This window comes from Sulfitobacter sp. (assembly GCF_041552635.1).
Taxonomy (GTDB): Bacteria; Pseudomonadota; Alphaproteobacteria; order Rhodobacterales; family Rhodobacteraceae; genus Sulfitobacter.
In genome coordinates, this window is the sequence record NZ_JBFEKM010000065.1 from 1 (window position 1) to 20,605 (window position 20,605).

Here is a 20,605-nt window from a genome sequence, read left to right on the forward strand (position 1 = left end):
CCTGCGCAACGCACGCGGCACGACAGCATTGTCTGCGCCAGATGCAAAGATCATCAAGGGCTTCATGCCCTACGACCGCTAAGATAGGAGAGCCGATATGTCCCGTACAAAAGGTGGTGTCGTCACCCACGCCCGTCACAAGAAGGTAATTAAAGCAGCCAAAGGTTACTATGGCCGCCGCAAGAATACCTTTAAGGTCGCGCGTCAAGCCGTCGACAAAGCAAACCAATATGCAACCCGTGACCGCAAGAATCGCAAGCGCAACTTCCGCGCATTGTGGATCCAGCGGATCAACGCCGCTGTGCGCAGCCATGACGAAGCGCTGACATACAGCCGTTTCATCAATGGTCTGTCCCTTGCAGGCATCGAAGTAGATCGTAAGGTTCTGGCCGATCTGGCCGTGAACGAACCTGAATCGTTCGGTGCGATTGTTAAGCAAGCACAAGACGCACTGGCCGCATAAGCGCCCTTTGCATCGTTAGAATACGAAACGCCGCTCTGATATCAGGGCGGCGTTTTGCGTTTCAGTCGAGCGGTTTTTGAAATGCGACCAGCGCTGCACCCGTCAGCAGGATCGCAGCAGCCACCAACAAACCTGACCCGATATTCCCTGTCGCATCGCCAATTGCCCCGGCCGCAAAAGGCCCGATGGTTTGCGCAACGGCAAAAACAACGGTGAACAGGCTCATCGTGGCGGCCCAGCTTTCAGGCGGCAGGTTCTGGCGGATAAAGCTGGTGATGGCACCGGGGGCCATGAACACACATAGCCCGAAAACGATGGCCGATATCACCACAGCACCGCCCGCGGGCAATACCACGGGCAAGGCGGACCCGATTGCGATGCCTGTCAGTATCATCGCCAATGGCCGTCCTGATCTGTGCCGCGCCAGGACACCGCGCCAGACGAAAGGTGACAGTATCAGCGCGACGCCCAAGATGATCCAGACCCCCGCGATCAAAGGGGCCGATGCGTCTTGGTCCGCCATCCACGCCCCAAGGAACGTGAGGTACACGATATACCCCATGGCAAACCCTGCATATCCCGCCAGCTCGCGCCAGATCCGTCGCAAAGCCAGTCCACCAGCGGCCGTGTTGCGGGGGGCCGGTACATGCAGCGCGCGGGCAGACCACAGGCTAAGGGGCATGGCAACAACACTGAGCCCGCCGATAATATACCAGCCAAAGCGCCAGGAGGACGGGCCCCATGCGGCAAGCATCAGGGGCAAAGATGCGCCTGCCAGCATGATGCCAAGACCGCCACCCGTGCCAAACAGGATCGCAATCGCCAAAGCGTTGCGTTTCGCATCACCGGGGAACAGCCTCGCGGTTAAAACGCTGGCGGTGGAAAAGGACATCGCCCCGAACACCCCCGCCGCAATCCGCCAGAACGTCTGCCAGCCCATTGTCGCCTCGACCCCTGTCGCCAGCAGGCTGGCGGTGGTGGCGATCAGCCCAAAGCTGAACAGCCGCGCGGGTGCAATACGCCCGATCAGCAGCAGCGTCAGCACCGCGCCCACCACATAGCCCAACGCGTTCGCCGTGTTCAGCCATCCGGCTTGCGCATAGCTCCAGTCCAGTTCGGATTTCATTGCAGGCAAGATCAGTCCGTAAGCGAACCGTGCAAACCCGTTGGTGACCATGACGCCCAGGGTCAGCCCCGCAAGGGCCAGCCAAGGTCGGGTGACAGGGCGTGCGTCGGTCATAAGGCGCGCAGGCGGCGCTGGTGCCAAAACGCGAAGGCCAGACAAAAGATCATGGCGCTGACGCAGATGCTTAGAATGGGACGCTCGCCAAAAGAGGGCATTAACAAGACAGTGATCCCGAGAAGCGTGCCAAGGGATATGCACAGCGCCAGCCTCGTGGAAAACAGGCGAAACCAAAGCACCATGAGGGCACCGTGAAGCGTAAGAATGGTTAACAAAACCTCTAGCAATATGCCATAGCTCACCCCCCGAGGGCGGCCAAACACAGCAATCGAGGCGCTGGTGACGATAATCAACGCCCACACATTGCAGATCACGAAAACCAGGCCAAAGAACATATCTTGTGCGAGGGGAGGTTTCTTCACCTTGGGGTCCAAAGGGCAGGTCTACTGCGATTGCCTGACCCTAGCAGCGCCAAACCCATCGGCCAAGCGGCTTGATTTTGCCCCGGTTTGCCGCGCCCAAACGCGCCGCGGCGCTTGTAATCACCCGCGGTTCTGGTAGCACGTCAGCGGGCTAGCAAACGGCAGGTGCGACATGGATGATCTCAAGCAAAAATACATTGGACAGATTGCGAATGCAGCGGATGAGGCGGCATTAGAAGATATCCGTCTGGCCGCTGTGGGCAAAAAGGGCGAAGTTGCCCTGAAAATGCGCGAACTGGGCAAGATGAGCCCAGAGGAACGCCAAGCCGCCGGTCCCGCGCTGAATGCGCTCAAGGACGAGATCAATTCTGCCCTTGCCGCCAAGAAAGCCGCGTTGGGCAATGCCGCACTGGATGAACGTCTGCGCAGCGAATGGCTGGACGTTACGCTGCCGACCCGCGGCACGCGCCAAGGCACGATCCACCCTGTCAGCCAAGTCACGGAAGAGGTCACTGCGATCTTTGCCGAACTGGGTTTCTCCGTTGCCGAAGGGCCGCGCATCGACACCGACTGGTATAACTTCGACGCGCTGAACATCCCCGGGCACCACCCTGCGCGCGCCGAGATGGACACGTTTTACATGGCCCGCGCCGAGGGCGACGACCGCCCGCCGCACGTGCTGCGCACCCACACATCCCCCGTGCAAATCCGCACGATGGAGGCCGAAGGCGCACCCTTGCGCATCATTTGCCCCGGTGGTGTGTACCGTGCCGATTACGACCAGACCCACACGCCGATGTTCCATCAGGTCGAAGGTCTGGCGATCGACAAAGACATCTCTATGGCGAACCTGAAATGGACGCTCGAAGAATTCTTTGCCGCGTTCTTTGAGGTGGACGGCATCAAAACCCGTTTCCGCGCCTCGCATTTCCCCTTTACCGAACCATCGGCCGAGGTCGACATCCAGTGTTCATGGGTCGACGGCCAGCTGCGTATCGGCGAAGGCGACGGCTGGATGGAGGTGCTGGGGTCCGGCATGGTCCACCCCAAGGTGCTGCAAGCGGGCGGGATTGACCCGAACGAATGGCAGGGCTTTGCCTTTGGCATGGGGATCGACCGTATCGCGATGCTGAAATACGGCATCCCCGACCTGCGCGCTTTCTTCGATTCCGACCTGCGCTGGCTGCGTCACTATGGGTTTGCCAGCCTTGATCAGCCTAACTTGCATGGTGGCTTGAGCCGGTAGACGAGCCCTGAGCTTTAGAGGAACTTGCTGTGAAGCTTTTTCTACATAGCAATCGTGAGGCATCAGATGCCAGTCGAACTGTCTATGCGCGGTTCGAATTGGTCTATACTTTTGTCGATTTCATGGCCGCCATATGCTTTATCGTTGGGTCTATTCTGTTCTTTTTCGAGTCAGAGCAGATTCCCGCGACGTGGTTTTTCCTGATCGGGTCTTTTCTTTTTGCTGCAAAGCCTACCTTGCGGTTGGTGCGTGAAATCAAGCTGTACCGGATGGGCGATGTCAAAGACCTCGCAGAAAGAGCAAAGTGAAACCGATACGTTTGCTACTGTTGGTTCTGTTTTTATTGCCGGCTGCTGCCAGCGCAACAAACGCCCAAACCTGCGGCGGCGATACCCCCTGCAAGATCGGCAACCGTGAATATAACATCCTGCTGCCAGATGGCTGGGATGGCGTGACCCCCTTGCCGGTGATGATGCATTTCCACGCCTTCCTGCGGCGTGGCAAAACGGTGGTGAACCACCCTCGCATCGGCGTTGAAACCAAGCCTCGCGGCGTTATGCTGATCGCGCCTTCTGCGCAGAACCGGGCGTGGCGGTTCTGGCAGGATGCGCCAGCGGACATTGCCTTTGCCGACGCGATCCTTGCGGATGTGGCCAAGCGCTATCCGGTGGACCCAACCCAAATCTATGTCTCGGGGTTTTCATTCGGGGCGGCAATGGCGTGGCGTTATGCCTGTGCGCGGGGCGATAAAATTGCAGGGTTGATGACGATGTCGGGTACAATCCCGCAGACGACGCCGTGCCCCAACCCGCCCGACCGGGTGCGCCATGTGCATGGTCTGCAAGACATCTGGATGAGCCTACCGCGCGGCCCCGGTCATGATGCCACCAACGCAGTGGCCCTGTGGCGCAAGACGTTTGGCTGTGGTCAGGGCCGGATCACCCAAGACTACGAGATCAGGGCAGGCATCGGTGCCACCCATCTGGTCTGGGACAATTGCAGCCAAGGGCGCAGCGTGACCCTTGATGTCCATAGCGGCGGGCATTTTATTCCCGAAGGCTGGCTGGGTGTGCAGCTGGACGGTCTTATGGCGAAAAGCCAGGACTAACCGCATTGAAACCGCCCTGATTAAACGCTAGGCCCTAGCCCAAGCATTTGCACGAGGATAAGCCCCATGAAATTCACACTGTCCTGGCTGAAAGAACATCTGGATACCACCGCGTCGCTGGATGAAATCACCTATGCGCTGACCGATCTGGGGCTCGAGGTGGAAGGCGTCGAAGACCGCGGTGCCAAGCTGGCGGATTTCACGCTGGGCTTTGTTAAATCCGCCGAAAAGCATCCCGATGCGGACCGTCTGCGTGTCTGTCAGGTGGAAACCGACGAAGGCGTGCAGCAGATCATCTGCGGTGCACCGAACGCGCGTGAAGGCATTACCGTGGTTGTGGCCAAACCCGGCGTTTATGTGCCGGGGATTGATACCACCATTGGCGTCGGCACGATCCGTGGCATCGAAAGCTTTGGCATGATGGCATCCGAGCGCGAGCTTGAGCTGTCCGAGGAACATGACGGCATCATCGAACTGCCCTCGGGCGAGGTCGGCGATCGTTTCATCGACTGGTTGGCCAAGAACGACCCCGCCAAGGTTGACCCCGTGATCGAGATCGCGATTACCCCCAACCGCCCCGATGCCTTGGGCGTGCGTGGCATTGCGCGTGATCTAGCCGCGCGCGGTCTGGGCACGTTAAAGCCGCGTGATATGCCCGCCGTCGAAGGGATGTTCCCCTGTCCGATCAGCGTGTCGATCGACGAAGACACGTTGGACCAGTGCCCCGTTTTCTATGGTCGCGTGATCCGTGGCGTGAAGAACGGCCCATCGCCTGCATGGCTGCAAGACAAGCTGCGCGCGATTGGCCTGCGCCCGATTTCGTTCCTTGTCGATGTGACGAACTTTTTCACCTATGACCGCAACCGTCCCTTGCACGTTTTCGATGCTGACAAAGTCGCGGGCAACACCCTGCGCGTGCACCGCGCCAAAGGCGGTGAGACGTTGGTGGGTCTGGATGAAAAAGAATATACCTTTGCCGAAGGCATGACCGTGATCTCCGACGCCGAAAAAGTCGAAAGCATCGCAGGTGTGATGGGCGGGTTTGATACCGGTTGCACCATGGACACCGTGAACGTCTTTGTCGAAGCGGCCTATTTCGATCCGGTGCGCACCGCCTATACGGGCCGCGCGCTCAAAATCAACTCGGATGCACGGTACCGGTTTGAACGCGGGATCGACCCTGAATGGACGCCCTACGCGATCGAACATGCAACCCAGATGATCCTTGATATCGCGGGCGGCGAAGCCTCCGAAGTCGTGATCGCAGGCAATGTTCCTGATTTCTCGCGGGCCTACAAGTTAGACGCGGCCCGCGTGCAATCGCTGGTGGGCATGACTATTTCCGAGGCCGATCAGCGCAAGACGCTGACGTCTTTGGGGTTCCGCCTTGAAGGCAACATGGCCCACGTGCCCAGCTGGCGCCCCGATGTGCAAGGCGAGGCCGATCTGGTCGAAGAAGTCGCGCGCATTGCATCGCTGACCAAGCTTGAGGGTCGCCCGTTGCCGCGTCTGACTGCCGGTGTGCCGAAACCCGTTTTGTCGCCCATTCAGCGCCGCGAAACCTTTGCACGCCGGGCCTGCGCCGCCTTGGGGTACAATGAATGCGTCAGCTACAGCTTTATTGATCAAGCGTCGGCCGCGTTGTTCGGGGGCGGGACAGATGAAACCCGTCTGGAAAATCCGATCAGTGCCGACATGAGCCATATGCGCCCCGCGCTTTTGCCTGCGTTGTTGCAAGCGGCAGCGCGCAATCAGGCGCGTGGTTTCGCCGACATGTCATTGTTCGAAGTAGGTCCCGTCTTCACCGGCGGCGAACCGGGGCAACAGCATATGCAGGTCAGTGGTTTGATTGTCGGCCGGACCGGCCCCAAGGATGTGCACGGGTCATCACGCCCTATCGACGTTTTCGACGTCAAAGCAGATGTTGAGGCGGTTTTGTCCGCTATCGGGGCCCCTGCCAAAGTGCAGATCAACCGCAATGGTGCCGACTGGTGGCATCCGGGTCGTCACGGACAAATTTGCCTTGGCCCGAAAAAGGTGCTGGCCGTCTTTGGTGAAATTCACCCCCGTGTGTTGGCCGCGATGGACGTAAAAGGCCCTGCCATGGGCTTTACCATCTGGCCTGCCGAGGTGCCGCTGCCGCGCAAAACCGGATCTACGCGTCCTGCGTTGCAGATCAGCAGCCTACAGGCGGTTGAACGTGATTTTGCCTTTGTCGTGGATGCTGGTGTTGATGCAATGACACTGGTGAATGCTGCAATGGGTGCCGACAAGGCGTTGATCGACGATGTGCGCGTCTTTGACGAATTCATCGGCGGCGCGTTGGGCGAAGGCAAGAAATCGATTGCTCTGACCGTGCGCATGCAGCCCACCGACAAAACGTTGAAGGATGCAGACATCGAGGCCGTCGGGGCCAAGGTCATCGACAAAGTCACCAAAGCGACAGGCGGCGTGCTGCGCGGTTAAAAGGGGATCACAATGACACTGAACGTCTATCTTTCCGGCGAAATCCATACGGACTGGCGCGACCAGATCATCACAGGCGCTGCTGATTTGGATGTCAGCTTTGGCGGGCCTGTCACCGATCACGCGGCCAGCGATGATTGCGGCGTAGCTATCATGGGGGCCGAGGCGGATAAGTTCTGGCATGATCGCAAAGGCGCACAACTGAACGCGATCCGCACCCGCCGCGGGATCGAGGCTGCGGATGTGGTCGTCGTGCGCTTTGGCGATCAGTATAAACAGTGGAATGCCGCATTTGATGCAGGCTATGCGGCGGCATTGGGCAAATCCTTGGTGATTTTGCATGGGCCCGACCATGCTCATGCGCTGAAGGAAGTCGACGCCGCTGCCTTGGCCGTCGCCCAAGAACCGGCGCAAGTCGTCGACATCCTGCGCTATGTTCTGAACGGGACCTTGCCCACGGCTGATTGATTAAACTCAGGCCCCAGACTAGGCTTTGCTAGGATTTGGTCAGGGGCCGCAGCGTGAAATTTGACTATATCATTGCGGGCGGCGGATCGGCGGGATGCGTTATGGCATCGCGCCTGTCCGAAGACCCCGACATATCGGTGTGCCTGATCGAAGCGGGTGGCAAGGGGGACAGCATTCTAGTGCGTGCACCTGCCTTGGCGGCGACGATGATTTCTGGCCGCCCCAAAATCAACAACTGGGCATTTCGCACGACACCCCAACCCGGTTTGAACAACCGCAAAGGGTTCCAGCCGCGGGGCAAGACGCTGGGCGGATCAAGCGCGATTAACGCAATGCTTTATGTGCGGGGCCATCCCAAGGACTACGACGAATGGGCCGATCTGGGCTGCACGGGGTGGGACTGGCAAAGCGTACTGCCGTGGTTCAAGCGGGCTGAACGAAACCTGCGCGGCGGCGATGATCTGCACGGCGCAAACGGACCGCTGCACGTATCCGATCAGTCTGAACCCCGCGTAATCTCACACGCTTTCATTGACGCTGCGGGCCAACAACAGATCCGCAGGACCACCGACTTTAACGGGCCCCGCCAAGAAGGCGCGGGCCTTTTTCAGGTGACCCAGTTTCACGATGATGCGCGACGTGGGGAACGATGCTCTGCTGCGGCGGCATATCTGCCGGATGCAGTCCGGGCGCGGCCCAACCTGACGGTGCTGACCCGGTGTCAGGCGCAGCGGGTAATCTTGGAAAACGCGCGCGCGATCGGCCTTGAGGTGCGCCACCGTGGTACCGTGCAACGCCTTTTGGCAAACCGAGAGGTGATCCTGTCGGGGGGCGCATTCGGGTCGCCGCAGCTGTTGATGCTGTCGGGCATCGGGCCGCGCGATGAACTGGCGGCTCATGGGATCGACTGCCACCACGATCTGCCCGGCGTCGGCCAGAACCTGCAGGATCATCTGGACTATGTCATCAGCTATACATCCAAGCGGACGGATGTGATCAGTCTGGGGCCACGGGGGCTGGCCGATCTGGCAAAGGCGGGCCTGCGCTGGCGACGGGACAGGACGGGGATGTTCGCGACGCCGTTCGGTGAGGCCGGTGCATTTTTGCGATCAAGCCCCGATCTTGACCGCCCTGATCTGCAACTGCACTTTGTCATCGGGATTGTGGATGACCATTTGCGTAAAATTCACCTTGGCCACGGCTATTCCTGCCATGTCTGCGCACTGCGCCCGCACAGCCGGGGGACCGTCGGCCTTGCGTCCGCAGATCCGGCGGCACCGCCGCGCATTGATCCGCAATATCTTAGCGATCCGCGTGATCTGGCCCTGTTAAAGAAAGGGGCGCGGATGTTGGAGGGGATTTTGGGGGCCCCGGCACTGGCCCCGTGGCGCGGCAAAAAGCTGTATGACCACGATGGATCCGACAGCGCCCTTGAGGCTGACATTCGCGCCCGCGCGGACACCATTTATCACCCTGTGGGGACGTGCCGGATGGGCAATGACGATATGGCGGTGGTTGACCCATCAGGGCGCGTAAACGGGATTGACGGTTTGCGTGTCGTCGATGCATCAATCATGCCGCGTGTTCTGGGCGGCAACACGAACGCGCCCACGATCATGATTGCAGAAAAAATCGCGGGCGGGATGCGGGGGCTGGCCCCTTAGGGCGATTACGGCGAAGGCTTTTGCGTCAGGTGCAGCGATGGCAATGGAAAACGCGGCAAACCATCGGGGTCAGGTATGCGCAGTTTTCCTGTATCGGGAAAGGGATTTAGGTCGGGAATTGAGGCTGAACGTTTCAGGGTTCATTTGCCTGTGGCAAGTGAGGGCCAAAAAAACAGGCTAGATTCAAAGAAAAGCTGTGTTAACGGGTGGCACTGGTGCATCTGATTCGGAGAATGCACCCCATAAATAAAGTGTGAGGGACAAACTATGTTACAAGAATTTAAGGACTTCATTGCCAAGGGCAATGTCATGGATCTGGCTGTCGGTATCATCATTGGTGCCGCGTTTACCGCCATCGTTAGTTCGTTGGTCAGTGACCTGATCAACCCGATCATCGGTCTGGTGCTGGGTGGCGTTGATTTCACCAGCATGTATGTCGTGCTGTCGGGTGATGTCCCTGCTGGTGCCGGGCTGGATGCCGCGCGTGAATCCGGTGCTGCGATTTTCGCCTATGGCGCGTTTATCACCGCCTGCATCAACTTTCTGATCATTGCGTTTGTCGTGTTCATGTTGGTCAAGATGGTGAACCGTCTGAAAGCCGTCGCCGAAAAGCCCGAAGAGATCGCACCAGCCGTCGACACAGGGCCGAGCGAGCTGGACGTGCTGTTGCAGATCCGCGACGAGCTTGCCAAGAAGTAAGGGTAGTTCTGACCGCTCAAACGAAAAAGGCCCGCAACGAATGCGGGCCTTTTTTGTCTGCAAGGGTGTTTAGCCCGCGATGGCTTCGTCAGCGGTGATGGCAGTCATGCCTAGGGCTTCGGCGACGGCGGCATAAGTCAGCTGACCAGCATGCACGTTCAATCCGGCTTTCAGATGTGGGTCATCGGCGCAGGCCTTTTTCCACCCTTTGTCGGCAAGGGCCAGCATGAACGGCATGGTTGCATTGCCAAGCGCGATGGTCGAGGTCCGCGCAACCGCGCCCGGCATGTTGGCCACACAATAATGCATGATACCGTCAACCTCATAGATAGGGTCTTGGTGGGTGGTGGCTTTGGAGGTTTCAAAGCAACCGCCTTGGTCAATCGCCACGTCAACAAGAACGGCACCGGGTTTCAGTTCGGACAGCTGCGCGCGGCTGATCAGTTTTGGGGCAGCGGCCCCGGGGATCAGAACCGCACCGATGATCATATCGGCCTCGCGCGCCAATTCGATTGTGTTGCCGGCAGACGCATAAGACGTCTTGAAGGTGCCGCCATAGATGTCATCAAGATAGCGCAAGCGGGGCAGGGACCGGTCCAGCACAGTCACATCAGCGCCCATTCCGGCCGCGATGCGCGCCGCATGGGTGCCCACGACACCGCCGCCGATCACGACGACACGCGCGGGGCCGACGCCCGGAACGCCGCCCATCAACACCCCACGCCCGCCATTCGCCTTTTGCAACGTCCAAGCCCCGACCTGCGGGGCCAGCCGTCCGGCAACCTCGGACATCGGGGCCAGCAAGGGCAAGCCGCCCGCGCGGTCTGTCACGGTCTCATAGGCGATGCAGGTCGCGCCCGAGGCGATCAGATCATTGGTCTGATCGGCGTCCGGTGCAAGGTGCAGGTAGGTGAACAGAATTTGACCTTCACGCAGCATCTTGCGTTCAACCGCCTGAGGTTCCTTGACCTTGACGATCATGTCGGCACTGGCGAAAATCTCGGAAGCGGTGGCAATGATCGTCGCACCCGCCTGAACATAGTCGGCATCTTCAAAGCCCGCGCCGATGCCGGCACCTGCTTCGATAATCACTTCGTGGCCGTGGTTCACAGCCTCGAAAGCGGCATTTGGCGTCATGCCAACGCGGAATTCTTGCGGTTTGATCTCTTTGGGGCAGCCGATTTTCATGATCTATATCCCTATGTTTTGTTTTTGGATCAATATACGCGCCTCAAAGCGCAAAAAGGCACGAAATACGGGTCGCCAAGCTGGTATATCTTCGAATAGTATTCGATAATTACGCTAAATGACGCGAAAGTATTGCACGAATGACCCTGGACGAGATTGATCGCCGCATCCTGACGGCCCTGCAACGCACAGGCCGCATGTCGAATTCCGATCTGTCCGAAAAGGTGCATCTGTCGCCATCGGCCTGTCACCGTCGGGTGCAGCGGCTGGAATCCGACGGCTATATTCGGGGCTATGTCGCGTTATTGGACGCCCGCAAGATGGGGGTGCCCACGACGGTATTTGTCGAAATCACCCTGCAAGGCCAAGCGGACGAGGTGCTGGACGCGTTCGAGAAAGCCGTCGCGCGCATTCCCGATGTTCTGGAATGTCACTTGATGGCAGGTTCCGCCGATTATCTCCTGAAAGTGGTTGCTGAGAATACCGAAGATTTCGCCCGTATTCACCGCCAGTATCTGGCGCGTCTGCCCGGTGTCGGACAGATGCAATCCAGTTTTGCCTTGCGAACTGTCAGCAATACGACAGCGCTGCCTGTGGGCTAACCTGTAAGGTTACGCTGAAAACAGCCCCTGAAACTGATCCCGTAGCGCTTTTTTCTGCACTTTGCCCATAGTGTTGCGCGGCAGTTCGGGCAGGATGATCAGCTTTTGCGGGTGCTTGAAACGGGCAAGCGACTTGGCGATGTTGGCCATGATCTTTTCCAGATTGGGTGCAGTGTCACCTTGCGCGACAATGATCCCGACCACGGTCTCTCCGAAATCGGGGTGCGGCACACCGATGACGGCGCTTTCCAAGACGTTTTCCTCTTGGTCCAACAGCAGCTCGATCTCTTTTGGATAGATGTTATAGCCACCCGAAATGATCAGATCTTTGTTGCGGCCAACGATGTGCACATAGCCGTCTGCATCAATCTGCCCCAGATCTCCGGTGATAAAGAACCCGTCCGCGCGCAGTTCTTCAGCGGTCTTTTCGGGCATCTGCCAATAGCCCTTGAACACGTTGGGGCCCCTGACTTCGATCTCTCCGATCTCGCCTTGGGGCAGGGTCTCGCCGGTCGTGCTGTCAGTGATCTTTAGCTCGGTCCCGGGCAGGGGAAAGCCCACCGTGCCGGCGCGCCGTTCACCGTCATAGGGGTTCGAGGTATTCATATTGGTTTCTGTCATGCCATAGCGTTCAAGAATACGCATGCCGGTGCGCTTTTCGAACTGGACATGGGTTTCGGCCAGCAAGGGCGCGCTGCCGGACACGAACAGGCGCATATGTGCGGCTAGTTCTTTGGTGAACCGCGCGTCGCCCAGCAGGCGGGTGTAGAATGTCGGCACCCCCATCATGGTCGTGGCTTGGGGTAAGTGGTCAATCACCTGATCCAGCTTGAAGCCGGGCAGAAAGATCATGCTGCCGCCTGCCAAAAGGGTGATGTTCGAGGCCACAAACAGACCATGCGTGTGAAAGATCGGCAGTGCATGCATCAAGACATCATTCGCTGTGAACTGCCACTGTGCCATCAAGACCTCGGCGTTCGACAACAGGTTGTTTTGCGTCAGCATCGCGCCTTTGGACCGGCCCGTGGTCCCCGAGGTATAAAGGAACGCGGCCAGATCGTCGCCGTCGCGTGCAACGGTTTCAAAGCTGGTGGGCATCGCCTTGGCCTGATCGGGAAAGCTGCCGGAGCCATCGGCATTCAATGTCTCAAGCGTGGCACCGCAGGCTTGGGCGACAGGGGCCAGACCGCCCGCGTTGGCTTGATCGCATAGCAACACGCGCGCACCGCTGTTTTCTACGAAATAGGACACTTCATCTGGCGTGTAGGCGGTGTTGAGCGGTAAAAACACGATACCAGCCTGCGCGCAGGCGGCATAGACCGCCAAAGCCTGCGGGGATTTGGCGATTTGCACGGCCAGCCTGTCGCCCGGTTTCAGTCCAAGTTTGGTCAGCAGGCCCGCATATTGCGCAGCGGTCTGCAAGAAAGCGGCATAAGTGATCGAGCCCCCATCCGGCAGGTGTAAAAACACCGCGTCATTGTTGAGGTGCTGCCCGAACAGGCTGTCAAAAAGAGGATTGGCCATGGCGATATTCCCTTAGGTGTCTAATTTTATCGACGCGCTTAGGGCACGTACGTCCGGCGACGCGATGACCGTTTTTTCGGCGACAAATTGTTCATGGTTTTTAGTGATTTGGGACAGATCGTAAAGATAATTCACCATCGCACCGTTTGATTGCGCCATGCCCTTGCCGGACAGGTCTGCATCGCCGTGCACGTCATGCACCATCGCGCCATTGCCAAGGTGGAACCGTGCGACTGGATCGGCGGGCATGCCGTCTGCGCGCTTTGCCTCTAGCAGATAATGCGCGGCAAGGTTGGCAGGGGCCGCGTCCAGCGCAGTATCGGTATTCTTGAGCCATGCGTTCAAACCGGGGATCGGCGACAGCGTGACAAAGTTTTTCAGCATCGGCAGATCACGCGACAAATCGGCGGCAACCTGTTTGATCAGCGAATTGCCAAAGGAAATCCCGGCCAACCCCGCCTGACAGTTCGAGATCGAATAGAAAACGGCTGTATCTGCATCTTCGGCCAGAATCGCGTCGCGGCCATCGGCCAGCAGGCTTTGGATGGAATTGGGGATGCCTTTGGTCAGGGCGACTTCGACGAAGATCAGCGGTTCACCTGCCATCGCGGGGTGGAAAAAGCCAAAGCAGCGTCTGTCAGCCGGTTGCAGGCGGCGCTGCAGGTCTTCCCAGCTGTCGATCGCGTGCACAGCCTCGTATTCTATGATCTTCTCGAGGATTTCAGCCGGGCTGGACCAGTTCAGGGGCCGCAGCACTAGAAAACCCCGGTTGAACCACGATGAAAACAGATGTTGGAAATCAACGTCCAAAGGGGCCAGATCTGGGTGCTTGCGCAGAGAATCCAGCAGATCCTTGCGCATCGCGACAAGCCGCGCAGTGGCACCGGGGACTTGATTCAGCCTGCGGATCAGTTCTTGGCGTTGGGGTTCGCAGGCTTTGGCAAAGGCACGGTAGCTGGCTTTGGACGGCGTGTCCTGATAGGTCTGAAGGGTTGCCGTGACCTGCTTGGGATCGATTTCAAGATCATGGGTCATGAAGCTGAAGAACGCTTGTTTCTCACCCGGCTCCATAGTCGCATAGCGATCTAGGATCAGGCGCGCCAACGTACTGCCCGACACTTCGCCATGGCTGCCCAGCAGATCATTGGACAGCTCCATAATGCTGCGCCCAGCGGCCTCGTCTGACAGGGCGGTGCGATAGCGTCTTTCGAAAACAGTCGAAATCAGGCCCGCGAAAAAGCTCATCTTGCTGCCCCCATCACGGCATCGGGCAACCATGTTGCCAACCCCGGAAAGATGCACAGCAAAACGATTGCCAACACCATGCAGGCCACGAATGGCATTGATCCTGTCAGGATGGTCCTGAGGGAAATATCGGGTGCAATGCCGTTGATGACGTAAAGATTCAGACCAACGGGCGGGGATATCAGCCCGATTTCCATGTTGATGGTCAGAACGACAGCGAACCAGATCGGGTCGAACCCTGCGGTGGTGATGATCGGCAGCAAGATCGGTGCCGCCATCAGGATCACCGCGACGGGGGGCAAAAAGAACCCCGCGATCAGCAGGAACACGTTGACGAAACCCATTAGAACCCAAGGGTTCACGTCCAAGGTGCCGATCCAGTTGGCGATGGATTGCGTGATGTACAGGCTTGAAAGCATGTAGGAAAACACACCCGCCGCCGCGATGATGAACAGGATCATCACGCTTTCTTTGGTGCTGTCGCGCAGCACGACCCAAAGGTCTTTGGGGTTCCAGAGCTTGTAGATCACCATCGCGATGATCAGGCACAGCAGCGCACCAACCGCAGCGGTTTCAGACGGCGTGGCGACCCCGCCATACATCGCATAAAGCACACCAAGGATGATCAGCAAAAAGGGGATGACCCGCGGAAGGATCTCGAACTTTTCCTTCCAAGTGTAGGTGCCCGAGGCCAGCAATGCGCGGTCGCCAGATTTCCAGGTGGAATAAAGCGACCATGCCATAAACAATGCGACCAGCAGCAAGCCGGGAATGACCCCCGCCAAAAACAGCCGTCCGATCGAGGTTTCTGTGGCGATGCCGTAAACGATCATGGTGACCGATGGTGGAATCAGAATGCCAAGGGTGCCGCCCGCAGCAATCGACCCGGCCGCGACACCGTCAGGATAGCCGCGCTTGCGCATCTCGGGGATGCCCATCTTGCCGATGGCGGCGCAGGTGGCCGGGCTTGATCCGGACATGGCCGCGAACAAGGCGCAGGCCCCGAGGTTCGATATCACAAGTCCGCCGGGCACGCGGGTCAGCCAACGTTCGAGTGCTTCGTAAAGGTCGGCACCTGCACGGGTCGAGGCGATGGAGGACCCCATGATGATAAACATCGGGATCGATAGCAGCGCAAAGTTGTCCAGCTTGCCGAACAGGATTTCGGGCAGCAGTTCAAGAGACCGCATGCCATCGAAGATCATCAAAAATCCGGTCGAGACAATGAGCAGGCCAAGGGCGACAGACACGCCCGAAAACAAAACGATGATAGTGGATACGGCGACAAACGCGCCCAGTGTAAGCGGATCCATTACGCGTCCTCCAAGCCGAAAGGCTTATCAATTTTCAAAACGACTGCGACCAAATCCGCGATCAGTTGCAGCAAGAACAGCGCAAAGCCGATAGGCAGCGACGCATAGGGAATCCAAAGGCGCACGCCCCAGACCGTGTCCGATTTCCAGTTCTTCTCAAACGCGAGATGCCAGAATTCAAAGCCATACCACAACATGATCGCGACCATGATCGTCGACAGGCAAAGCGTGAAAATCGCCATGTTATAGCGCAGCTTTGGCCCCATTGTCAGGGGAATCAGGTCGACATTTACATGCCCGCGCAGTCGCTGGACATAAGGCAGCCCCACAAGGGTCGAGCTGATGGCAAGGTAGATTACCGCTTCGGTCTGCCAGATGGTCGATCCATTGAGCACAAAGCGGATGAAAATCATCTGGCAGGTGATCAGCACAGCAGCGACAATCATGGCGGCAGAAAACCAGCCTGCAACAGTGGAAAGAGCCGCAACAGCCTTCAAGAACGGATTACCGCCTGTACGGGATACGACGGCAGCGCTTTGGCCAGCCATAGGGGTCTCCTTAGGAAATTTTTGGAAATATGGGGGTGAAAGGGGCGCGCACGCCCCTCTCCAATTGGTTACTCGACCGCGAAGGCCATATCCAAAAGCGCCTGCCCATCGGGAACTTCCTCGATGAATGCTTTGTAGGATGTTTCCTGCGCCAAAGCGCGCCATGCGTCAAAGTCGGCCTGCGACATCTGGGCAATCTCTACGCCTGCGTCACGGAAAACAGCTTCGGATGCGGCGTCTTCCTTCTTGGCTTCTTCCAGATAGAACGCCTGAGCCTTTTCAGCCGCAGCCAAAAGCGCCGCTTGCTGGTCTTCGGTCAGGGATTCAAACTTGGCTTTGTTCATCAGCAAAGGCTGATACATGAACCACAATGCGACATCGCCTGCAGGTGTATAGCAGCTGACCTGTTCGTAAATCCGGTAGGATACAAAGGACGACGACGACGTGTTTGCTGCGTTCAGAACGCCGGTCTGCAGGCCGTTATACAGTTCGGACGACGCCATGGATGCGATCGACGCCCCGGCCCCTGCCAGCATTTGTTCAAACGATTTGCCCGCGGCGCGAATCTGCAAGCCGGCAACGTCTTCGGGTTTGGTGATGCATTTGTCTTTGCCGACAAAGCCGCCAGCCAGATAGCCGTGGACCAGAACCACTACATCATCTTCGGCCATCTTTTCCTCAAGCGCGGCCATGAAGGGGGACTCGCTAAGGCGGGCGGCGTGGTCATGGTTTTTGACCAGACCGGGCATCAGTGTCAGGTTGAACGCAGGCTGCTGACCGCCAGCATAGCTCAGCGGCAGAACAGTCATATCCAACTGTCCGCGGCTTAGGGGGCGATACTGTTCGCGGGCCTTGAACAAGGATTGCGAGCCAAAGATCTGGATTTCAAGATCGACACCGGCTTCGGCAACGCCATTCGCCACGATTTCGGCGACCTTGTTGCGCACATCCGTGTTCGACCATTGATGCGACAGGCGCAGCGTTTCTGCATGGGCCGCCGTGCCAAGTGTCAGGCACGCCAACGCGGCTGCCGTGGTTAAAAACTTCAATTTCATGTTTCCCTCCCTGGGTGTGATCGGGGTCTCGTGCCCTAATTCAACTGAGCTGGTTTTTTCATAGGTTGTATTCCAAGTCAAATTTATTGTATACAAGAACAGGAGATTTGCACTCTGGGTCTTTTGCAAGCTAGAAGTATGCCATGGAAATGAGACGTGCCGACAAGATCGCTGGACTGCTTGAGCAGGCTTTATTTTCTGGGCAATACCAGGATGGAGAGCGTCTGGACGAGATCAAGCTAGCAGAGCAATTCAAAGTTTCCCGAACGCCAATTCGTGAGGCATTGCAGGTGCTTGTGGCGTCAGGCATGGCCGAGCAAATCCCCCGTCGTGGGGTGTTTGTGCGCCAGCCGGGCCCGGTCGAGTTGATGGAGATGTTCGAGACAATGGCCGAGCTTGAAGCCTCTTGTGGTAGGCTGGCTGCGACGCGCATTTCGGAAACCGGCTTGTCGCAGCTTGTCGAGGCGAACGTGAAATGCCAGCAGGCGATCACCGACGGCGATCACGACACCTATTACCTTGAGAATGAAAAATTCCACCAAATCATCTATCGCGGTGCGGCCAACAGCTTTCTTGAAAAGCAGGCGCTGCAATTGCAGAACAAGCTGCGCGCCTATCGCAAGATGCAGTTGCGGTTTCGCGGGCGCATGGACCAATCCATGGCCGAACATCTTGAAATCGTCGCCGCACTGCAAAGCGAAGATGCCGACCGGGCCGCACATGTTCTGCGCAGCCACGTCGCGGTGCAAGGCGAGAAATTCCATCGCCTGATCGCGAGCCTTAAGAACTAGCCGCGAGGTTGCGCCCTGCGGTCACGGCTGTACTGTTCCGCGTATGACACAGAAATACACCGGAAAATGCTTGTGCGGTGCCGTCAGCTATGCCGCTGAAGGTATCCCAAATGTCGTGGCGCAATGTCACTGCAATGAATGCCGCAGGTCTAGCGGAACAGGCCACACAGTCGGCGCGATGTTTGCTGCAAAAGCGGTCACCATCAGCGGAAATTTGACCCGGTTCACCTATCTGTCTGACAAAGGCTCCGAGGTTACCAAAGCGTTCTGTACCACCTGCGGAAGCCCCATTTTCGGCAGAAACACCCGAATGCCTGATCATTTGACCCTGAGCCTTGGCACAATGGATGATGCCGCAGACCTGAGCGTCGAGGTCGTGATTTTCGAGCGCGACAAGCCGCATTGGGATGCGCTTGGGGAAGATGTGGTTTGCTTTGCCACCCAGCCGGACTGGACGCCGGACGTCTAATTTCACCCAAAACCCCAAAATAAAACCCCCGGCACCATCAGGTATCGGGGGTCTCTATTCTTGTGCATCGCGGGCGTTGATTTACATCATGCCTTCGCGTTGCAATTTTTTCCGTGCCAGTTTTCTGGAACGGCGGATCGCTTCAGCTTGCTGACGTACGCGTTTCTCGGAGGGTTTCTCGAAATGTTGCTTCAGCTTCATTTCACGAAACACACCTTCGCGTTGTAGCTTTTTCTTCAGAGCCCGAAGGGCTTGATCGACATTATTGTCGCGAACACTAACCTGCATGTGGTTTTCACCACCTTTCTGGTTGGAAGTTGCAAGGATTTGCAGGAACTGGGTTTATAGCAATCGGGACCTAGATTGTCTAGTGTACAGCCAATCACCGCTCAGGAGGCCCGCCATGTCCGACACGTCCGAAACCGCAAACTCTGCCCTTGCGCCCAAAGAAATGCTGCTGGATGCGGCATTGATCCATGTGGCGTTTGACGGGTGGTCTGAGGCAACGTTTCAGGCTGCAATCAAAGATTCGGGAATTGACCCGACTGTTGCGCGTGCCGTGTGCCCGCGGGGCGCGGTTGATCTGGCGGTTGCCTATCACAAGCGCGGCGATGACGAGATGATTGCGCGGATGAAATCCGAAGACCTGACCGAGATGAAATTTCGTGACAAGATCGCGGCGATGGTCCGGTTCCGGCTTGAAGCCGCCAACGACAAGGAAGCCGTACGCCGCGGGACAACCTTGTTTGCCCTGCCGCAATACGCACCTGACGGAGCCAAGCTGGTTTGGGGTACCTGCGACGCGATTTGGAACGCGCTTGGTGATACCTCCGACGATGTGAACTGGTACACCAAACGCGCTACGCTAAGTGCTGTTTATTCATCGACCGTATTGTATTGGCTGGGCGACACCAGCGAAGCGCACGCGGCGACATGGGAATTCCTGGACCGTCGAATAGACAACGTGATGCAGATCGAAAAGCTGAAGGCGCAGGTGAACAACAGTCCCACCCTAAGCAAGCTGATGGCAGGGCCGAACTGGCTGTTGTCGCACGTCAAGGCCCCGACCCGGATGCCAAAGATGGGGTTGCCGGGCAGCTGGACCAGCCCGCGTAACTAGGCTGACTTTCCTATGGGCGAAAGACCTGCTAGGCCCGCGCTGGTCCGACAGTCTTGCGGGCGACAGTCTATGGTATCGCCGTCATGTCTACCCCTTTGATCCTGCTCGACGATGTGTCCTATGCGCCTGAGGGTACGCCTGTTTTGAGCGGCATTTCTCTTGAGGCATCCGAGCGCCGGATCGGGATTGTCGGGCGCAACGGCTCGGGTAAAACGTCGATGGCGCGGGTCCTTGCTGGGCTGGTCGCGGCAACATCCGGAACGGTGCGGATCGCCGGCGTCGATGTTGTCAAAGACCGCAAAGCAGCGCTGCGCCATGTCGGCATTCTGTTTCAGAACCCCGACCACCAGATTATTTTCCCCACCGTCGAAGAAGAGATCAGCTTTGGCCTGACCCAGCTGGGCCAGACCGCCGCCCATGCCGCAGACAATACGGCGCAAATGCTGGCCCGCTTTGACCGCAGCCATTGGGCAAAGGCAGCGATCCACCAGCTGTCACAGGGGCAGCGGCAGCTGGTCTGTCTGATGTCGATCCTTGCGATGCAGCCCAAGGTGATCATTCTGGACGAACCTTTTGCCGGGCTGGATATCCCTACGACACTGCACCTGACCCGCGTTCTTGGGGGGCTTGATGCGCACCTGGTGCATATCACCCACGACCCCGCGCATCTGGCAAGCTATGACCGCGTGATCTGGATCGAAGAGGGGCGTATTCACCGCGATGGCACCGCGGCGGATGTATCGCACGCCTTTGTCGACCGGATGCAACAGTTGGGGGCCACAGATGATTTCGCTGACATCGCCGGTTGAGACACGCGCCCACGACTGGCCCGCAGGGGCAAAGCTGGCAGGGCTTTGCATGGCGACATTGGTGCTGTTCAGCATCGGGTCGGTCTGGGCGCAGGGCCTGATCTGCGGCCTGACATTGTTGATCTACGCGCTACCGGGCTGGCGGTTCTTCAAAATCGGTATCTCCCGTCTGAAAATCCTGTGGCCTTTCATCGTGCTGATTCTGATATGGCACGTCTTGAC

Annotated in this window: 22 protein-coding genes and 2 pseudogenes; 15 read left to right on the forward strand and 9 right to left on the reverse strand. The window is 58.0% G+C overall.

Annotation, left to right across the window (positions count from 1 at the left end; genetic code table 11):
- Nucleotides 1-82: pseudogene (locus ABYT07_RS09535) on the forward strand (50S ribosomal protein L35); the annotation flags it as partial.
- A gap of 15 nt (nt 83-97) precedes the next feature.
- Nucleotides 98-463 (forward strand): 50S ribosomal protein L20, encoded by a 366-nt coding sequence (rplT, locus tag ABYT07_RS09540; RefSeq protein ID WP_008229343.1) that lies wholly within the window; start codon nt 98-100, stop codon nt 461-463.
- Between the two features lie 61 nt (nt 464-524).
- Here the strand turns inward: rplT and ABYT07_RS09545 are convergent, their stop codons facing one another.
- Both ABYT07_RS09545 and ABYT07_RS09550 read right to left on the reverse strand, forming a co-directional pair.
- Entirely contained in the window at nt 525-1,703 is a 1,179-nt protein-coding gene (locus tag ABYT07_RS09545; RefSeq protein ID WP_372991170.1) for a YbfB/YjiJ family MFS transporter, read from the reverse strand.
- Nucleotides 1,700-2,080, reverse strand: coding sequence for a hypothetical protein (locus ABYT07_RS09550; RefSeq protein ID WP_372991172.1), 381 nt, complete (start codon nt 2,078-2,080; stop codon nt 1,700-1,702). Before ABYT07_RS09550 ends, ABYT07_RS09545 begins: the two co-directional genes overlap by 4 nt.
- A 160-nt stretch (nt 2,081-2,240) precedes the next feature.
- Here ABYT07_RS09550 and pheS point away from each other — a divergent pair, with 160 nt between their 5' ends.
- The 7 genes from pheS (at nt 2,241) to mscL (ending at nt 9,719) form a co-directional block, all read left to right on the forward strand.
- Complete coding sequence (pheS, locus tag ABYT07_RS09555) at nt 2,241-3,314, forward strand: phenylalanine--tRNA ligase subunit alpha (RefSeq protein ID WP_372991174.1); 1,074 nt, start codon at nt 2,241-2,243, stop codon at nt 3,312-3,314.
- Nucleotides 3,315-3,343: 29 nt separating this feature from the next.
- Complete coding sequence (locus ABYT07_RS09560) at nt 3,344-3,622, forward strand: YrhK family protein (RefSeq protein ID WP_372991176.1); 279 nt, start codon at nt 3,344-3,346, stop codon at nt 3,620-3,622.
- Complete coding sequence (locus ABYT07_RS09565) at nt 3,619-4,422, forward strand: PHB depolymerase family esterase (protein ID WP_372991177.1); 804 nt, start codon at nt 3,619-3,621, stop codon at nt 4,420-4,422. Before ABYT07_RS09560 ends, ABYT07_RS09565 begins: the two co-directional genes overlap by 4 nt.
- Nucleotides 4,423-4,488: 66 nt before the next feature.
- Complete coding sequence (gene pheT, locus ABYT07_RS09570; protein WP_372991178.1) at nt 4,489-6,888, forward strand: phenylalanine--tRNA ligase subunit beta; 2,400 nt, start codon at nt 4,489-4,491, stop codon at nt 6,886-6,888.
- A gap of 12 nt (nt 6,889-6,900) precedes the next feature.
- Complete coding sequence (locus ABYT07_RS09575) at nt 6,901-7,356, forward strand: YtoQ family protein (RefSeq protein ID WP_372991179.1); 456 nt, start codon at nt 6,901-6,903, stop codon at nt 7,354-7,356.
- Between the two features lie 53 nt (nt 7,357-7,409).
- On the forward strand, nt 7,410-9,020 hold the full coding sequence (locus tag ABYT07_RS09580) for a GMC family oxidoreductase (protein WP_372991181.1): 1,611 nt from the start codon (nt 7,410-7,412) through the stop codon (nt 9,018-9,020).
- 267 nt (nt 9,021-9,287) lie between these two features.
- Nucleotides 9,288-9,719: a large conductance mechanosensitive channel protein MscL gene (mscL, locus tag ABYT07_RS09585; protein ID WP_372991182.1), complete on the forward strand. Its 432-nt coding sequence runs from the start codon at nt 9,288-9,290 to the stop codon at nt 9,717-9,719.
- A gap of 69 nt (nt 9,720-9,788) precedes the next feature.
- Here mscL and ald read toward each other — a convergent pair whose 3' ends face one another.
- Nucleotides 9,789-10,907, reverse strand: a complete 1,119-nt coding sequence (gene ald / locus ABYT07_RS09590; RefSeq protein WP_372991184.1) for an alanine dehydrogenase — start codon at nt 10,905-10,907, stop codon at nt 9,789-9,791.
- A 140-nt stretch (nt 10,908-11,047) separates the two neighbouring features.
- Between ald and ABYT07_RS09595 the strand changes: the two genes are divergently transcribed.
- Nucleotides 11,048-11,509, forward strand: coding sequence for an Lrp/AsnC family transcriptional regulator (locus ABYT07_RS09595; protein ID WP_372991185.1), 462 nt, complete (start codon nt 11,048-11,050; stop codon nt 11,507-11,509).
- A 9-nt stretch (nt 11,510-11,518) separates the two neighbouring features.
- Here ABYT07_RS09595 and ABYT07_RS09600 read toward each other — a convergent pair whose 3' ends face one another.
- From ABYT07_RS09600 to dctP, 5 genes are all read right to left on the reverse strand, one after another.
- Nucleotides 11,519-13,033 carry a malonyl-CoA synthase gene (locus tag ABYT07_RS09600; protein WP_372991186.1) on the reverse strand — a complete coding sequence of 505 codons (1,515 nt, stop codon included), beginning with the start codon at nt 13,031-13,033 and terminating at the stop codon, nt 11,519-11,521.
- 12 nt (nt 13,034-13,045) lie between these two features.
- Nucleotides 13,046-14,278: a malonyl-CoA decarboxylase gene (locus ABYT07_RS09605; protein WP_372991188.1), complete on the reverse strand. Its 1,233-nt coding sequence runs from the start codon at nt 14,276-14,278 to the stop codon at nt 13,046-13,048.
- A complete protein-coding gene (locus tag ABYT07_RS09610) occupies nt 14,275-15,591 on the reverse strand; it encodes a TRAP transporter large permease (RefSeq protein ID WP_372991189.1) in 1,317 nt (438 codons plus the stop codon). Before ABYT07_RS09610 ends, ABYT07_RS09605 begins: the two co-directional genes overlap by 4 nt.
- A complete protein-coding gene (locus tag ABYT07_RS09615) occupies nt 15,591-16,139 on the reverse strand; it encodes a TRAP transporter small permease (protein WP_372991191.1) in 549 nt (182 codons plus the stop codon). The genes ABYT07_RS09610 and ABYT07_RS09615 overlap by 1 nt, the downstream gene beginning before the upstream one ends.
- Nucleotides 16,140-16,207: 68 nt before the next feature.
- Nucleotides 16,208-17,194 carry a TRAP transporter substrate-binding protein DctP gene (gene dctP / locus ABYT07_RS09620; protein WP_372991192.1) on the reverse strand — a complete coding sequence of 329 codons (987 nt, stop codon included), beginning with the start codon at nt 17,192-17,194 and terminating at the stop codon, nt 16,208-16,210.
- Between the two features lie 143 nt (nt 17,195-17,337).
- On the opposite strand from dctP, the gene ABYT07_RS09625 reads away from it, so the two are divergent.
- Both ABYT07_RS09625 and ABYT07_RS09630 read left to right on the forward strand, forming a co-directional pair.
- Entirely contained in the window at nt 17,338-17,985 is a 648-nt protein-coding gene (locus ABYT07_RS09625; RefSeq protein WP_372991194.1) for a GntR family transcriptional regulator, read from the forward strand.
- Nucleotides 17,986-18,028: 43 nt separating this feature from the next.
- Nucleotides 18,029-18,454, forward strand: coding sequence for a GFA family protein (locus ABYT07_RS09630; RefSeq protein ID WP_372991195.1), 426 nt, complete (start codon nt 18,029-18,031; stop codon nt 18,452-18,454).
- Between the two features lie 81 nt (nt 18,455-18,535).
- Here the strand turns inward: ABYT07_RS09630 and rpsU are convergent, their stop codons facing one another.
- On the reverse strand, nt 18,536-18,742 hold the full coding sequence (rpsU, locus tag ABYT07_RS09635; RefSeq protein WP_008226826.1) for a 30S ribosomal protein S21: 207 nt from the start codon (nt 18,740-18,742) through the stop codon (nt 18,536-18,538).
- Between the two features lie 115 nt (nt 18,743-18,857).
- On the opposite strand from rpsU, the gene ABYT07_RS09640 reads away from it, so the two are divergent.
- The 3 genes and pseudogenes from ABYT07_RS09640 to ABYT07_RS09650 form a co-directional block, all read left to right on the forward strand.
- Nucleotides 18,858-19,574, forward strand: a complete 717-nt coding sequence (locus ABYT07_RS09640; protein WP_372991197.1) for a COQ9 family protein — start codon at nt 18,858-18,860, stop codon at nt 19,572-19,574.
- 83 nt (nt 19,575-19,657) lie between these two features.
- Nucleotides 19,658-20,383 carry an energy-coupling factor ABC transporter ATP-binding protein gene (locus ABYT07_RS09645; RefSeq protein WP_372991198.1) on the forward strand — a complete coding sequence of 242 codons (726 nt, stop codon included), beginning with the start codon at nt 19,658-19,660 and terminating at the stop codon, nt 20,381-20,383.
- Nucleotides 20,358-20,605, forward strand: a pseudogene (locus ABYT07_RS09650) (energy-coupling factor transporter transmembrane protein EcfT); the annotation flags it as partial. The gene ABYT07_RS09645 and the pseudogene ABYT07_RS09650, both read left to right, overlap by 26 nt.